Annotated in this window: 18 protein-coding genes; 13 read left to right on the forward strand and 5 right to left on the reverse strand. The window is 38.9% G+C overall.

Annotation, left to right across the window (positions count from 1 at the left end):
- Window positions 1-40 precede the first annotated feature (40 nt).
- Together ctaG and MHH87_RS04155 are read left to right on the forward strand one after the other, a co-directional pair.
- Window positions 41-955: a cytochrome c oxidase assembly factor CtaG gene (gene ctaG / locus MHH87_RS04150; RefSeq protein ID WP_340748065.1), complete on the forward strand. Its 915-nt coding sequence runs from the start codon at window positions 41-43 to the stop codon at window positions 953-955.
- Between the two features lie 29 nt (window positions 956-984).
- The gene (locus MHH87_RS04155) at window positions 985-1,446 is read left to right on the forward strand and encodes a DUF420 domain-containing protein (RefSeq protein WP_340748066.1); all 462 of its coding nucleotides are present in this window, start codon (window positions 985-987) and stop codon (window positions 1,444-1,446) included.
- 151 nt (window positions 1,447-1,597) lie between these two features.
- Here MHH87_RS04155 and MHH87_RS04160 read toward each other — a convergent pair whose 3' ends face one another.
- On the reverse strand, window positions 1,598-1,954 hold the full coding sequence (locus MHH87_RS04160) for a YugN family protein (RefSeq protein WP_340748067.1): 357 nt from the start codon (window positions 1,952-1,954) through the stop codon (window positions 1,598-1,600).
- A 149-nt stretch (window positions 1,955-2,103) separates the two neighbouring features.
- Between MHH87_RS04160 and MHH87_RS04165 the strand changes: the two genes are divergently transcribed.
- From MHH87_RS04165 to MHH87_RS04175, 3 genes are all read left to right on the forward strand, one after another.
- Window positions 2,104-3,177 (forward strand): CAP domain-containing protein, encoded by a 1,074-nt coding sequence (locus MHH87_RS04165; RefSeq protein ID WP_340748068.1) that lies wholly within the window; start codon window positions 2,104-2,106, stop codon window positions 3,175-3,177.
- Window positions 3,178-3,272: 95 nt separating this feature from the next.
- Window positions 3,273-4,745, forward strand: coding sequence for a UDP-N-acetylmuramoyl-L-alanyl-D-glutamate--2,6-diaminopimelate ligase (locus MHH87_RS04170; protein WP_340748069.1), 1,473 nt, complete (start codon window positions 3,273-3,275; stop codon window positions 4,743-4,745).
- Between the two features lie 85 nt (window positions 4,746-4,830).
- Window positions 4,831-5,277, forward strand: coding sequence for a YlbF family regulator (locus MHH87_RS04175; RefSeq protein WP_340748070.1), 447 nt, complete (start codon window positions 4,831-4,833; stop codon window positions 5,275-5,277).
- Between the two features lie 144 nt (window positions 5,278-5,421).
- Here MHH87_RS04175 and MHH87_RS04180 read toward each other — a convergent pair whose 3' ends face one another.
- Entirely contained in the window at window positions 5,422-6,333 is a 912-nt protein-coding gene (locus tag MHH87_RS04180; protein ID WP_340748071.1) for a glycerophosphodiester phosphodiesterase family protein, read from the reverse strand.
- A gap of 211 nt (window positions 6,334-6,544) precedes the next feature.
- Here MHH87_RS04180 and MHH87_RS04185 point away from each other — a divergent pair, with 211 nt between their 5' ends.
- Complete coding sequence (locus MHH87_RS04185; protein WP_340748072.1) at window positions 6,545-6,817, forward strand: YlbG family protein; 273 nt, start codon at window positions 6,545-6,547, stop codon at window positions 6,815-6,817.
- On the opposite strand, the gene MHH87_RS04190 is transcribed toward MHH87_RS04185, so the two are convergent.
- Window positions 6,818-7,207, reverse strand: a complete 390-nt coding sequence (locus MHH87_RS04190; RefSeq protein WP_340748073.1) for a DUF7147 family protein — start codon at window positions 7,205-7,207, stop codon at window positions 6,818-6,820.
- Window positions 7,208-7,260: 53 nt separating this feature from the next.
- On the opposite strand from MHH87_RS04190, the gene MHH87_RS04195 reads away from it, so the two are divergent.
- From MHH87_RS04195 to coaD, 3 genes are read left to right on the forward strand one after another with little or no spacing between them, the layout of a single operon-like run.
- Window positions 7,261-8,682 carry an RNA polymerase II gene (locus MHH87_RS04195; protein WP_340748074.1) on the forward strand — a complete coding sequence of 474 codons (1,422 nt, stop codon included), beginning with the start codon at window positions 7,261-7,263 and terminating at the stop codon, window positions 8,680-8,682.
- A 30-nt stretch (window positions 8,683-8,712) separates the two neighbouring features.
- On the forward strand, window positions 8,713-9,288 hold the full coding sequence (rsmD, locus tag MHH87_RS04200; protein ID WP_340748075.1) for a 16S rRNA (guanine(966)-N(2))-methyltransferase RsmD: 576 nt from the start codon (window positions 8,713-8,715) through the stop codon (window positions 9,286-9,288).
- On the forward strand, window positions 9,281-9,769 hold the full coding sequence (coaD, locus tag MHH87_RS04205; RefSeq protein WP_340748076.1) for a pantetheine-phosphate adenylyltransferase: 489 nt from the start codon (window positions 9,281-9,283) through the stop codon (window positions 9,767-9,769). Before rsmD ends, coaD begins: the two co-directional genes overlap by 8 nt.
- Window positions 9,770-9,862: 93 nt before the next feature.
- On the opposite strand, the gene MHH87_RS04210 is transcribed toward coaD, so the two are convergent.
- Window positions 9,863-10,873, reverse strand: coding sequence for a hypothetical protein (locus MHH87_RS04210; protein ID WP_340748077.1), 1,011 nt, complete (start codon window positions 10,871-10,873; stop codon window positions 9,863-9,865).
- Here MHH87_RS04210 and MHH87_RS04215 point away from each other — a divergent pair.
- Window positions 10,848-11,894, forward strand: coding sequence for a SepM family pheromone-processing serine protease (locus tag MHH87_RS04215; protein ID WP_340748078.1), 1,047 nt, complete (start codon window positions 10,848-10,850; stop codon window positions 11,892-11,894). The two genes, MHH87_RS04210 and MHH87_RS04215, sit on opposite strands and share 26 nt — an antisense overlap.
- Here the strand turns inward: MHH87_RS04215 and MHH87_RS04220 are convergent.
- Entirely contained in the window at window positions 11,891-13,099 is a 1,209-nt protein-coding gene (locus MHH87_RS04220) for a nucleotidyltransferase (protein ID WP_340748079.1), read from the reverse strand. The genes MHH87_RS04215 and MHH87_RS04220 overlap by 4 nt on opposite strands.
- A 212-nt stretch (window positions 13,100-13,311) precedes the next feature.
- Between MHH87_RS04220 and MHH87_RS04225 the strand changes: the two genes are divergently transcribed.
- The 3 genes from MHH87_RS04225 to MHH87_RS04235 all read left to right on the forward strand — a co-directional run bounded on the left by MHH87_RS04225 (window position 13,312) and on the right by MHH87_RS04235 (window position 15,252).
- Entirely contained in the window at window positions 13,312-13,845 is a 534-nt protein-coding gene (locus MHH87_RS04225) for a YceD family protein (protein ID WP_340748080.1), read from the forward strand.
- A gap of 24 nt (window positions 13,846-13,869) precedes the next feature.
- Window positions 13,870-14,043, forward strand: a complete 174-nt coding sequence (gene rpmF / locus MHH87_RS04230) for a 50S ribosomal protein L32 (protein ID WP_340748081.1) — start codon at window positions 13,870-13,872, stop codon at window positions 14,041-14,043.
- A 444-nt stretch (window positions 14,044-14,487) separates the two neighbouring features.
- On the forward strand, window positions 14,488-15,252 hold the full coding sequence (locus MHH87_RS04235; protein ID WP_340748082.1) for an enoyl-CoA hydratase/isomerase family protein: 765 nt from the start codon (window positions 14,488-14,490) through the stop codon (window positions 15,250-15,252).
- The last annotated feature ends 69 nt before the right edge of the window (window positions 15,253-15,321 follow it).

Below are 15,321 nucleotides of genomic sequence, written 5' to 3' on the forward strand. Positions count from 1 at the left end.
TCTATAATAGTAGTACTGAAGTTAAAAGGAGCACGAGTATATGCCGCTAAGTATATTTGGTTTTCAAGCATTATGGAGCCCATATTTAATGGGAGTCATTGTATTTTTAACAGTGCTTTATTTTCTAGTAACAAAAACTTGGAGAAAAGATTTCCAAGTAAGTGAGCCATTAAAGAAAAGTGAAGCAGCCTATTTCTTAATTGGGATGATAACTTTATATATAGTAAAAGGTTCTCCGATTGATTTATTAGGACATATTATGTTTACATGGCATATGGTACAAATGGCGTTGTTATTACTTCTTGTCCCAGTATTCCTGATTAAAGGAATTCCGCCGTGGGTATGGAAGGTCATTGTGGAAGCGCCATTTATTAATAAAGTAATGAAAGTATTTACCCAACCACTTTTTGCAATATTATTATTTGTTGGTTTATTTTCTTTTTACCATTTGCCATCAGTATTTGATACGATTAAATTAGACGAGACTTTACATGGCTTATATACTTTTATTTTATTTTTATCAGCTGTAAATATGTATTGGCCATTATTGAATAATGTTGAAGGTCAACATCAATTAAAAAATATTCATAAACTTGGATATATTGCAGCAAATGCTGTATTAATTACACCGGCATGTGCTTTGATTATTTTTGCATCACATCCGCTGTATGGAACTTATAGTGATTCAGAAATGTGGCTAAAGGCGATGGAGCTTTGTGTACCAGCTTCCACATTATCTGGATTGTCATTATCTGGTCCGGAGTTGTTTTCAAACATGAGTCTTGTTTCAGATCAGCAAGTGGGCGGCGTTCTAATGAAAATCATCCAAGAAATTATTTTTGGGGTTATTTTATTCAAAGTATTCAGGAAATGGTGGAATACGGAGCGTGCTAACCAAGATGAAATTACCGCAGACGCATTAAGGGAATTCCAAAAGAAATCAACAGTTCAATAATATAAAATAAAGAGATAGGGGAATTGTCAATGGGAGTACCTATATTACCTACAATTAGTACAGCATTCATCGTAATCAGTGCAGTTTTAGTAGCAATTGGTTGGGGGCTTATTTTTAAAAGGAAAATCGAAGCACATAAAAAAGTAATGTTAGCTGCAGGCGTATCGGCACTTATTTTCTTTATTATTTACGCTTCTCGTACGGTTTTTATCGGCAATACTGCGTTTGGTGGACCAGATGAATTAAAAGGTTATTATACATTTTTCTTAGTGTTCCATATTACTTTAGCAACAGTAGGGGCCGTGTTTGGGATTGTAAGTATTTTAACGGGCTTAAAAACTAATTTAAAAATTCACCGGAGAATTGGACCGATTACTAGTATTATTTGGTTTTTCGTAGCGATTACAGGTGTAATGGTATATTCTCTTCTTTATGTAATTTATGAAGGCGGAGAAACAACTTCTGTATTTAAAGCGATATTAGGCTTTTAATAAAAAGGCTTCCACTCGATTGTTGATCGAAACGTGGAAGCCTTTTTATTTGGTTAAGAAAAACATCTCTCACCCTTATTTTGAGCCAAGGATACCTTTCTAATATGTAGTGAAAATAAAAAAGCTGGGCAGTCCAGCTTTTTTAATACGATTAAATGCCGTATTCAGTAAGTTCTTTACGAACGTTTGATAAAATGGCTTCGCAATCTTTTACAAGGTGTGCTGGGAATACTTCGTTATCGTATTCCACGCCATGTGGATAATAGTATTTACCTATTGCAGGTTTGTTAATGTTTAAAGTAGCATCGTGAGCACCTACATCACCAGATACAGCGTTACAGAACACGCGTAAATAGAAACGGCCTTCACGTACGTCAAAACGACGGTCAAAAGTCATACGGTCATAATCCCATCCACCGTGACATTCTAATCCGAATTTACGCATTACAGTGGCAAGAACTTCTTGATCAACTTTAACTTCTTCAAGTTGTGTGTTTTCAAAATACATTGATTTATCCTCCTTTAGCAAATCGTACATAAGTATACGCTCAATTTTAATAATAGAGCAAATTGCCCTTTGTTGCAATGACAACATTGTGTCAAGGCAACTTCAATTGCTATAATTATAACTAATAGAATGTATAGAAGGAGGTACGAATGAAAACACTTTTCCGCATCCTTATTGTGGCTACTTTTCTTGGCATCATTTACTATTATTCAAATGATGCAAAAAATGAGTATGACTTATTAGAAGGACCGAATCAAACGTTACAAGCAATTCCAAAATTGGATTATACTGACCTTGATGAGGAAGCAATCCCGCGTCCTAAAACGGGAATTTCTACGCTAATTGATACTTCAAGCGATGAGATCGTAGCGCGTTACGGGACACCAAGTCGTATAGATATCACTTCATATGGTTATGAGTGGTGGGTATATAACGAAACTGGGAATTTTTTAATGGTTGGCGTATGGGATGGGATCGTAACACAACTGTATACGAATGAGGAGTCCATTGATGTGGCGCCGTATTCGATTGGTCAAACGCTCAATGATATTTATCGCATGACGATTTTCGAGTCAGAGGTCACAGTAAAGGTCGATGATAATGTGTATATGTTTAGTATGAATGAAGAGGATATGCAGAGTCGAATTTTAGTGGAATATGAAGGGGTTTATGCACAGTTATACATAGATTATGAGTCGCAAAAGTTGAGCGGTATTCGTTTTATGAATGGTCAAACACTGGCGATGCATCAGCCGTATGAACTGCAATTTGTAGGAGATTTAATCGAGTCGCCAACACCATCTAGCTTTTTACAAATGGAAATTAATTTAGCAAATGCCAATCAATTAGCAGATCTAGTCAATGCGTATCGCACGAAGATGGATCTTCCTAAATTGACGCAGCTTAATAGTTTAAACTTTCTTGCAAGTGCACATAGTGAGGATATGTTTTTAGAAAATTTTGTCTCACACAATTCACCAACGTACGGTTCCTTAACGGATCGCTTAGACAGTCAACAAATTGAATATGAGTTATCTGCAGAAAATCTGGCTACAGGTTATTTGGATGTCATCGAAGTCGTCCATGGTTGGATGAATTCAACAGATCATCGTGAAGTCATGTTTGACGAAGCATACACACACATTGGCTCAGGTGCGTTTGTGAATTATTATACCCAAGTTTATATTGAGAAAAAATTGACTGAAGCCTCGCTGATTCAATGAGAAAGACATTTGCAAAAGGGATTTTTTCTTTTGTAAACGTTTTTTACTGTGGCATGACAGACACTTTCCCATATAGTAAGTAGAGGAGAGTGGATGTGCAGTTAGCAGAACTCATCAAAGATTGGCCATGCACAGTGAAGGGCTCCGTTCGCGTAGACGTTAAACGAGTTGAAGATGATGCGAGGGAAGTTCAGCCAGGGGATTTATTTGTTGCACGAAAGGGAAGACATAATAACGGCGCTGAGTTTATTCATCAGGCACTCGCTAGGGGAGCAAGTGGTATCGTCGTTGAAGATGAATTAAAGCTTGACCAACTTATTGCTCCTGTGCCGATTATATGGGTGCCAAATGTATTGAAGTTTATTTCGTTCGCCAGTGCCAAGCTACTTCATTTCCCATCTGAAGCATTGCAAGTTGTTGCGGTAACAGGGACGAATGGTAAAACAACCGTTACACATTTTATAGGGCAAATCTTGCAAAAGCTACATAAAAAAACAATGGTTATTGGCACAAACGGGGTTTATTTACAAGGAGAGCGCACAACTCATCAACTAGAGTCACTGACAACGTTACAACCAAAACAGTTGCATCGATTATTGCAAGAAGCGGTATATCAAGATGTTGAATATGTCATTCTAGAAGCTTCTTCAATGGGGCTTGCAACGCATCGACTGGATCACTGCCATATTACAACTGGGGTCTATTTGAATTTGTCTGAGGACCATATTGAGGACCATAAAAGCTTTGAAAATTATAAACTTGCTAAGCAACAGCTTGCCAAATTAAGTGATCAGCTCGTTTTAAATGGCGATGATGCTTTTTGTCGTTCCATCGGTGTACTGTCGAAAAAAAAGAAACACTATTTCGGCTGTGGCAACCGAGTAGATGTACAGCTCCAACTCATTACAGAAGAAGAGGGCTTTTCTACATGCTGTATACAAACGGAACAACAAGAAAAAGTCGTTACATTCCCGGTAATGGGTGATTATCAGCGCTCGAATATGCTAGCAGCGATTACGACGGTCTGTACGCTCGGATTTCCGTTTGCGGATGTGTGTAATGTCGCGCAGCATATAACATTACCTGAAGGACGTATGCAACGGATAAAGAATGATATCGGCCTTACGATTTTAATTGACTACGCCCATACAGCAGAGGCGCTCCGTGCGGTATTGCAAGTCGTACGGAAACAAGCAAAAAATAAAGTAATAGTAGTATTTAGTTGCGGTGGAGAACGAGATCAACAAAAAAGAGCCAAAATGGGTATGGTTGCCTCCACATTTGCCGATTTTATTTATTTAACAACAGATAATCCCCGAGGCGAATCACCAGTAAAAATTAACGAGCAAATTCAAGAAGGGTTTTCAGCTAACCAGGCATTTGACGTGGAATTAGACCGTAAGAATGCCATTAGAAAAGCACTGGAGCTTGCGAAAGCGGGTGATACTGTTGTGATTATCGGAAAAGGGCATGAACGAACACAAACAATTAGTGGGCGTACGTTACCATTTTCAGATTATGACTGTGTGCAGAACGTGCTACGAACGTCGCTAAATTACGAAAAATGAAAATGTAGCTATATGTGCGAGGAAGACAAAATAACAAATTTATTATAGTTTCTGTTATGATAGTGTCAGATTGGAGGAATTTACAATGCTAATGACTTCTGAATGGGCTATTATTTTAGATGAGGTCGATGAATTAAGTAACATGATTCTTTCTTCTGAGCAGGCGCATAGTTTGCGTCATGCATATACGGCCGTTTATAAGGATGAAGAGCTCGCAGTGGAAATTGCTGCTTTTCAAAGGATGAAGGATCACTATGAGGATGTACAACGCTTCGGGAAATATCACCCGGACTATCATACAATCATGAAAAAGATTCGCGAGCAAAAGCGTGCGCTTGATTTAAATGAACGCGTCGCCGCTTTAAAAATTGCGGAAAATGATTATCAAGATTTGTTAGATGAGGTTAGCTTATTAATTGGGCGTTCAGTATCTGATGCTGTTAAAGTTCCGGTAAGCAATCCGTTTTTTGCAAGCAGTGGTTCTTGTGGCACAGGTTGCGGCACAGGCGGCGGCTGTTCTTGCTCGTCATAATTTAATGAAAATGGCTGTGCCAAAAGTGAAATTTCCACTTTTGACGCAGGCATTTTTTTAGATAAGAAACCATAACTTTTTAGGAATATCTAGGCATTCTCGGCCAGCGCTTGTCGCATACAAACGGGCGCGAATGTGCTTTTCTTATGCTTTTTGAACTTTTTGTAATAATGTATGTGCGATGTCAGGGCGATCTGTTACGATGCCGAATGCGCCATTACGAACAACGCGGCTCATTGTCATTAAATCATTAACACCAGTATAAAGTAGCGGCACGTTTAAATCAGCTAAAAACTTCACGAATTTTGGTGAATCGTAAGAGAATACACCTGACTTAAGTGGAACTTTGAACACATCTATTTTGGGATTGTATAAATGCCCAAACTGGCTTGAAAATGCAGTAATCGCCTTTTTAATATCTGCATCGCCAGCTCCTAAGGCAACACGATTTTGTGCGTATAAGTTGAAGCGGTCGATTTGCTCACTGTAAACACTCGTCACAACAATGTTATTTTGTGCACCTAGCTCCTCGATTAATCGCCATAACTTCGACGGCATTAAGCTACCCTCATACGTATCTGGGCCGTCTTTGATTTCAATTACGATTAATTTGTCAGTAAATTTCTCAAGCACTTCTCGTAATGTTACTACTGTTACTTGCTCGTCGCGGTAAGGTGTATTACCTTCTAAGCATTCGAAATTGAAGCCGTGGTTTAACTGCTGTAAATCCGCTAAAGTTAAATCTTTAACATAACCAGCACCGTCAGTTGTACGGTCTACTGTTGCGTCATGAAATGCGATAATCTCTTCATCCTTCGTTAAACGGATACTAACCTCAAATCCATCTACACCCAGTTCTGTCGCTTGATCGAATGCAAGCATCGAATGTTCAGGTGCTAAATGTGCACCGCCGCGATGTGCAAGAACGATAGGACGTCCGAATTGTAACGCTTCTTTCCCTTCACGCTTTTGTGGTTTTGAAATCGCCTTTGTCCCAGCCCAAGCTGCCGCACTAGCTGCAGCAATAGCAAGAGCTACCTTCGTTTTTTTCCCCATAGTTCGTCCTCCTCTAACCTTACATAATTCGTTTCCAAAGCTAACAATTTCTCTTACGAAAAATAGAGCATACGTGTATGATTTCCATATGAGGTGTAAGTTCACTCTATGATTCCTATTATAACGGAAAATACTGTCTGCTGTCAGCTAAACTCTGTTGCTATCAAATAGCACATTTGGTATGCTTTTAATAAGAAATGAGGGAAATTATATGAATGAACGACAAGGATTAATCGTGTATGTACATCAGTTGAAACACGCCAAATCATTACGTAAATATGGTCACGTCCATTATATTTCTAGAAAATTAAAATATGTAGTAATTTATTGTAATCGTGAAGACATTGAATCGATTAAAAATAAAATACAACGCCTTCCATTTGTGAAAGACGTTGTTGAATCATTCCGCCCTTACTTAAAGACGGAATTTGAAAATGCACGACCAGATAAAGCGAAAGAGTATGATTATAAGGTTGGACTATAATTATTGCATCGGCGGAATATAGTGATTTAGTCGTAAAATACCGATTACGTATTGATAAAATAATTTTGTTTCCGAAAAAATAGAAGAGTGCTTAATTTCGAAAATACTTTCTTGTTTACCTGTTGCAGCAACGGCTTCTTGGAAAATTTCGATACGTTTTGAAGGTTTTTCTTCATTAAAAGGAATTCCTTCACGACAAATATAAATGGGCATGAATTTACTTTCGCCTACTGGTTTGAAAGCGACAGCGATCGAAGCAACCATTTTACCTTCATTATTGGCAGTAAAAATGAACGCGTTATGTAAGCGCTCTTCATTCGTTTTAATTAATTCGCAAAGCTCATAAATATCTCCATAGCCTTGCCCTAGTTCGATAAATTGTTGAATCATTTTTAGACACATCCTTTCCATAACATAGTATCATGATGCAGGAGGACAGGCACATGAAAATTGCAGTTAGCATTTTTTCTGTTTTAGTAATATTAATTAGCGCGATGCTTTTTGTGCAATATCAAGTATATTCAGATCATCTTGATACAGCAGAGGAAGCATATAAATATTCACAAGAAATTGAAATTGTTTACCGAGGGGAAAGTTTAGATGTGCGCCAGCATTTTAAAAATTTACCGAATCAAGCGCTTTCTATTCACTGGCCCAAAGATGCCGTAAACCCAAGCTGTTTTATCGAGACAGAGCAGAGTTGCGCGCGTTTGAGTGAGGATACGACGAAGTTTGAGGCAGGCGATACACGTGCTCAATCGTTGTCCTACATAATTCCCCTTGATGGCGGCTTAAAATCTAAACAATTAATGAAGGATTTATTTGTCACGTTAGAAAATGGAGATGTTCAGTTTTCAACTGTCCATATTTCTACAGAAAGCTCGATTGGCGGGCAATGGGTAACAGGACTACCACTAATTGGTCAGCAGTCATTGTCGCTCGTAAATTACACGATGTTTAGCGGTATGGGACAGGTGAAGGATTTATACTGGCAAACAGGTGAGTTTACGTTACAAAAACAAACTGATATTGTATCGATTTATTCAAAATCGCCACTGAAAAACGCTTTTTATGAAAAAATGGCCAAGATAAAGTTTTTAAATGAAGACCATATTGCTATCGTAAATGGAGCGAATTCTGCAAATGCGGAAGGTGATCGTATACTATTTTTACCGGATATTACGGTTGCTAAAGTACAGAAAAATGTCATTATCTCGCAAGTCGAATCATTATATAAGTTTGGGGACAGCCCGCACTGGGTTAAAGAGCTAGTCGCCTCGTATTTAACAGGTACAGTTTTTGGTAGTGATAAAACAGCTAAAGTAGTCGAGTCATTAACGAACCAAATGACAGATAAGCAGCTGAAGGACTGGACAAATCGTTTGCAATCACTCGAGGGTCAAGCACTAAATCCAAAGGTTTTAGACGAGGAATTAACGCATGTCTTCGGTGCAAGTACGCGCTATATTACGATGAATGCCCAGTCAAAAGGAGCATATCCGTTTTTATTTAATGACATCCGGGAATTATACGTCGACATTACGTTACAAAAAGACGTCCAAATTATTTTAAAGGATGGCCAAATTTTGTATTCAGCAGTGCCAGTATTAAATGCGCTCGGTTATGAGGCAACAGAGGGGAAAAATGGTTTTTATGTAAATAGTGAAACACGCGTCTTCCGTTTCCCTGTCGAGCCAGGGTTCTACGTTTTCAATCAACGTAGGTACAATACAGTATCAGAACCTGTGAAAAAGGTAGCGGGAGACTATTATATTGAAGAATCATGGTTACAACGACTATTTTTAGTGGAATTGGCTAAATCAGATAATCGTATTACGATTACATCGACGACAGCACAGCAATAAGGGATAATACAGAAAGTTTGGTGGGAATATATGCGCGTTGTAGCGGGAGATCGCAAAGGCATGCCGTTAAAAGCCATTAACGGCAATACAACTAGGCCGACGACAGATAAAGTAAAAGAATCTATTTTTAACATGATTGGTCCATTTTTTGATGGAGGAACAGCGCTGGATTTATTCGCAGGAAGTGGTGGTCTGGGCATTGAAAGTTTAAGCCGAGGCGCAGATCGTGCCATTTTCGTTGAAAAAGATGGACGTGCCTTCCAAACATTACAAGAAAATATAAAAAAATGCCGCTACGAGCAGGAATCTGAAGCTTTTCGTACCGATGCGAATCGTGCGGTAAAAGGTTTATTAAAACGAGATATTGTGATTGATTATTTATTTGTCGACCCACCATATCATAAAAAAGAATATTATGATTTAGTCGAGATGCTTGTACAAGGGGAAAAGCTCGCACCTAATGCGATTATTATGTGTGAGCATTCAACGGAAGTGGACTTGCCGGAAAGCTATGGATCGTTTAAGTTAACGCGTAAAGAAACATACGGAGGAACAATTATCTCGATATATAGCGGCCTAGGGGAAGAGGGAGAAACGATTGTCTGAAAAAATCGCAGTAGTACCTGGAAGCTTTGATCCAATTACGAAAGGTCATTTAGACATTATTAAACGTGCAGCAGATGTTTTTGACGTCGTTTATGTTGCTGTATTAAATAATTCAGCGAAACAGTCGTTATTTTCGATTGAAGAGCGTATGAGCTTAATCGCAGAAGTAACGAGTGATTTTCCTAATATTCGTATTGAAAGTTCTTCAGGATTATTAATAGAATATGCGCAACAAAAAAAAGCAATCGCGATCGTACGTGGCTTGCGTGCCGTTTCGGATTTCGAATACGAAATGCAAATTACGTCGATGAACCGCGTACTAGACGAAAGTATTGAAACATTTTTCATTATGACGAAAAATCAGTATTCCTTCCTAAGCTCGAGTATTGTAAAGGAAGTAGCGAAATACGGTGGTAATGTTAGCGAGCTTGTACCTGCAGTAGTGGAGCAAGCATTAAAACAAAAGTACAATACAAATTAAAAAGACACTTCAATAGGTGGTTCTTACTGCACGGTAATACGGGATAAACGAATGCGACAAAGTTACTTTTGACTTTGTCGCATTTTTTTTGTTTTAAAGAAAAAATAGCAGGTATAGACACGGCATTAAAATACTATAGAGGAGGCGAATCCAAATATAAGGCCGAAGTGCAATTCCGGCTCCTCTAGCGATGACAATAACTTGTAAATGAATACTGAGGCTTTGTGTTGTTAAAAATAACACGGTAATAACAGCTAACATAGATCCGTCTAAATGCTGATGCACTAAAAATAAGCCATTTGTCATCTCCAATGCCCCTGCTACGAATAGCTCGAAAACTTGAGGTAATGATTGGAATAAAACATCTGTACTATATAAAAAAACAGTATAAATAGTTGTGAAAAAAACAATGGTTGACGCAACGATGAGTACAGTAGGAATACTGTCCTTAATGCTATTAGTAAAGGGCTGCGGGTCTACTACATGTTCGTATACAGTTGTCCTAGTCGCAGGAATAAGTAGATAAATAATTACTAAAAAAATAAGAGAGAAGCTATGTAATAATAATAAATAATTCCAACTAAATGTCGTAGAGCCAAATAAATCCATCCCAACAAAGCCAAACATAAATAAAGGGCTTGGACTATGGCAAATACCAAGTAAATAAGCGGCCTGCTTTTTTTGTAGTTCCCCCTGCCGCGTTAAATGAGCAATTGTTGCTGCTCCTGTTGGAAAGCCTCCTACAGCGCTAATGCAATACGTTTTAAAAAATAAAGAGAACGAAGATTTGCCAGTTGGTTGCGCAGTTAATCGAATGAGCCAGTTCGTTAAAATTAAATAAGGTAGTAAATAAGGGAAGAGCGCATCCATAAATAGTGATACACCTAAATCGGCTCCTTCGTGTGCAACTTGTGGGAAGAGCAACAGTAAAATAATGAGTGATAAGCAAAGTAAAATAGATAGAATGATGCATTCAGCCCTTTTCGATTTTTTGTCATTCGTTTCATCAAGTGCTAAACTAATATATGCTCGACAAAAAATAATTAGTCGTACGCTACTATAGGAGGTGCAATACATAATGAAATTTTTTTCAAAAGGGGCCATTATTGGAATCATCATTGTTGGTTTTTTAATGCTCTATCGGTTGGATTCTTATGTTATGAAGCCTGGTCATGCTTATAATGTGAGTGACTTTATTACGATTCAAAATGGAGATGAGGATGACGAAGGCTCATTCAGTCTTATGACAGTATCCTTGTCACGCGCAACCCCTTTTACGTATATGATTGCACAGTTTAAAGAATATGAAGAAATCATGGAATTAGACTCGGTTCGTCAAGAGGAAGAGGATGATGAAGAATATAATGTGCGTCAGTTAAAATTAATGACGGATTCACAGTTTAATGCTTCTTATATAGCTTTTTCAAAGGCTGGGCTTGATTATAGCATTACGTATAAAGGCGTTTTTGTACTAAATGTTCTGACAGGTGGAGCAGCGGATGGCGTATTAAAGCCAGGCGATGAAATTGTAGAAATTGACGGGGAGCGTATTAAGCAGCAGGCGATGCTCGTTGAACGATTAAATAATAAAGCAGTAAATGATGAAGTAAAGCTAGTAGTTGATCGAAATAATAAATTAATTGATAAAACGTTAACGTTAAAAGAAATTCCTGATAGTGATGGCCGAATTGGGCTAGGAATTACTTTTACAGAGAGTAAATCGATTAAAACGGATCCAAAAGTAAATGTCAAAACAGAAGATATTGGTGGGCCATCTGCAGGCTTAATGTTTACCCTTGAAATGTTAAACCAATTACTTGACGAGGACTTAACGCATGGCTATTTGATTGCAGGTACGGGTGAAATGAATGAGGCTGGTACGGTTGGTCGTATTGGGGGCATTGAGAAAAAAATTGTAGCTGCTGACAAAGATGGTATGGAAATCTTCTTTGCGCCAGACGACGAAATAACAGAAACGATGCTTAAATACAACCCAAACATCGTCTCAAATTATGAGGCCGCAGTAAAAACTGCTAAACAACTAGGTACTTCAATGAAGGTTGTGCCTGTTAAAACGATTGATGACGCTCTTGATTATTTAGCGTCACTACAACCGAAAAATTAAATACGAATAGGCGGAGTTTTATAATCTTCGCCTATTTTTTTATGGGAGAAATGCTGCACGCCTAAGCTATACATTGTCGTCGCTCGCAAATCAAGTGCAAGCATCGGGTCACTAGTGGCAGCGACGCGACTAATAAGCGGTAGCGCCAAAGATTTTTTATGCGTTGAAATATAAGCCTGTCCTTGCTTTGTCATACCGAGCACACGAATATATGACGGTGCTGAAAAGGCATGTAGCTGGTCTTTTGTGATGCCCGTATAAATATGTGTGAGCATACGCTGTAAACGTGTCCACGTATAGCGCTTGGATTTTAATAGCGTCATAAACTGCTGGTAAGATGAGCTAACCATTGCGTGTTTAATTAATGCGTTTTCTAGTCCCTCACATACATCTGCGTACTGCTTAAGCTGCTGTGGTGTGTGACGAAGGATTGCGTATTGCAATAGTGGCCAAAAGTTTTCCCAACTCGTAAATTTTCCGTAAGACGTTTGCCAACTACGTAATTCATTTACACTCGCATTCGGCATGAACTGTGCTACCTCATTTAGCGAGCCTCCATTAAAAACAGCCTTGCGAATACCCGTAGCGCTCGCTATATGGCTTTGTGCGTTAATATCGTCATAATAACCGGCTTCAATGCGCTGAATGGTTACAGGCTTTATCGGGCTTGCTAATTGTTGTGCAGCCTCAATGTAATGAAAACCTAAAATATTATTAGGTTGTGCTAAATCAATGTATGAATCCTGCGTTTGCTGCTGAAGCTGTTCATAAGCGGTGTGTAATGCTTGTGGATAGCTAATCCCGGAAGTAACAGCCTCTTTTATTGAAGCGTTGTAAGCCACGCGGTTATCTTCAATTAAATGGTAGCTATTTAAAAAGGGCTCAATACTTCCTTGCTCACTACCGAACGCAAGATGTTCACATTGCATAGCAGATAGCAAGTGGACGGCCCCAAATGCAAATTGAGTAGCCTGTGCTGTACTAAAAACGTAAGGTAGTTCAATGACTATATCGACGCCGCTTGTTAACGCCATTTTTGTGCGATGCCATTTATCAACGAGTGCTGGCTCACCCCGTTGTAAAAATTGCCCGCTCATTACGGCAATAGTGACATCTGCATCTGTGACACGTTTTGCTTCATTTACGTGGTGAAAATGACCGTTATGGAACGGATTATATTCAACGACAATACCGACTGCTTGCATATTTTTCCTCCTCGCAGTAAAATGTATCTTTGTATAGTTAATCGAACAGTACTAAAATTTTTGTACATTTTTAGTAATATTGCTCCGTTTCTTGCAAATTAAACTAATTTATATTGATTATAAGCATGTTTTGAAGTAGTGACAAGAAATTATCTTGACATCTATTTTTCAACAATATATAATCATGAGTGTTGTCTCGAGGTGATTAACGAATGAAATGGTCAATTCATCAATTATCTAAGTATCGACAAAACGGGCTACCAATTGATACGTATGTTCAGTTGGATGAAGTTATGATTCGTAACCAAGATATTCGTAACGTTTCACCCGTTCATGTAAAGGGGCTATGTACTTTTGGTGCATCCCAAATGACTTGTCACTTGACGGTTAGTGCTACATTGACGCTTCCATGTGCTCGCACGTGGGAAGATGTTGAGTTTCCCGTAAGTATTGAAACAGTTGAAGTTTTTAGCTGGATCGATGAACTTAAACGCGGGGATGATGACGGTGAGATTCACTATCTTGATGGTGATGTTGTCGACATGAAGCCGGTTTTAGAGGAGTTGATTCTTCTCGAAGTGCCTATGCAAGTATTCAAAGAGAATACCGAAGGACAAGTGCATGGCGGAGAAAACTGGTCTTACACAACGGATGAAGATGTAGAGCTAGCGAGAAAAGTTGACGAACCAAAATTGGATCCAAGACTGGCTGCTTTAGCTAAGTATTTTGATCAAACAGATGAATAGATAATCTGTAAGGAGGTGCCATCAATGGCTGTACCATTTAGAAGAACTTCTAAAACTGCAAAAAGAAAGCGTCGTACGCATTTCAAATTATCATTACCTGGTATGGTAGCTTGCCCAAACTGTGGAGAAGCTAAATTATCTCACCACGTTTGCAAAGCTTGCGGACAATACAAAGGTAAAGAAGTAGTAAGCAAATAATTCAGTATTTGCGCTATATAAAGGCTAGAAGAGAGACCATGGCTCTCCTCTAGCCTTTTTCTGTTTTCATGACGAGAACGTCTGTTTAGGCTCGGTATGAACTGGAACGTTCGGAGTTTTCGAAAAGTATATTTACGTACGATCGAAGCTAGATATCTTTTTTGATGCTGCAGTAACACAAGAGACTAATCAACGACTGACTGACTAACATCCTGTACAAATGGAGCTAGCCTAAAATCGCCACGTCCTGTGGCAACGACTGACTGACTAACATCCTGTACAAAGGGAGCTAGCCTAAAGTCGCCACGTCGTGTGGAAACGGCTAGCTGACCGACGTCGTGTCGGCCTGAATATTCAATTAATTCACTTGTCAAACGTGTGATCGTTCGCTACTATAAATAGTGATATGTGTTATAGTACGATAATTTCAAAGGGGTGGACAAGGTGGCATATTTAATTCAGAAGAATGATGGTATTTTGACGTTCACGATTAATCGCGAAGAAAAACGCAATGCGGTTAATGATGACGTCATGAATGGTTTAAATGAGGTTATTACATATATTAAACAGCATAATGATGTACGCTTTTTAGTCGTTACTGGGGCTGGGGAAAAATCATTTTGCTCTGGTGGAGATTTGTCGGTATTTCATGCGCTTGAAACTGAGGACCAAGCATTTGGCATGCTAAGTAAAATGGGGAAAATATTATATGATTTAGCGACGTTACCGGTCCCGACGATTGCGCTTATTAACGGTACGGCTGTTGGTGGTGGCTGCGAAATCGCAACAGCCTGTGATTTTCGGTTGGTGGCGAGTGATGCGAAATGTGGCTTTATTCAAGGGACATTAGGGATTACAAGCGGCTGGGGTGGTGGAACGTATTTGTTTGAACGCGGATTACGCCACGATAGAGCGCTGAAAATGCTTGTAGATGCAAAACCATACGAAGCACAGTTGCTTTATGATATCGGCTGGGCAATGCGTGTATTTGACGGGTCGAAAGAAGAAGCGCTTGAAGCATTCATCTATGAAATGCGAAAAGTTCATCCATCTGTTCATCAAGCTTATAAGGAAATTGAGCTGCGTAAATGGCGTGAGCGTAATATGTATCAGCGCGTTATGGAAGAAGTTCGTACATGTGCGAAGTTATGGGAAAGTGAAGCTCATCACGAGGCCGTTAATAGCTTCTTGACAAAATCAAAAAAATAAATGACAGTGAACGTCTCTTAACTTCTAGTGGAAGTGAGGGACGTTTTTCTATTGTTTCCTATTCTATTT

Source organism: Solibacillus sp. FSL H8-0538, assembly GCF_038003525.1.
Lineage (GTDB): Bacteria > Bacillota > Bacilli > Bacillales_A > Planococcaceae > JBBOPI01.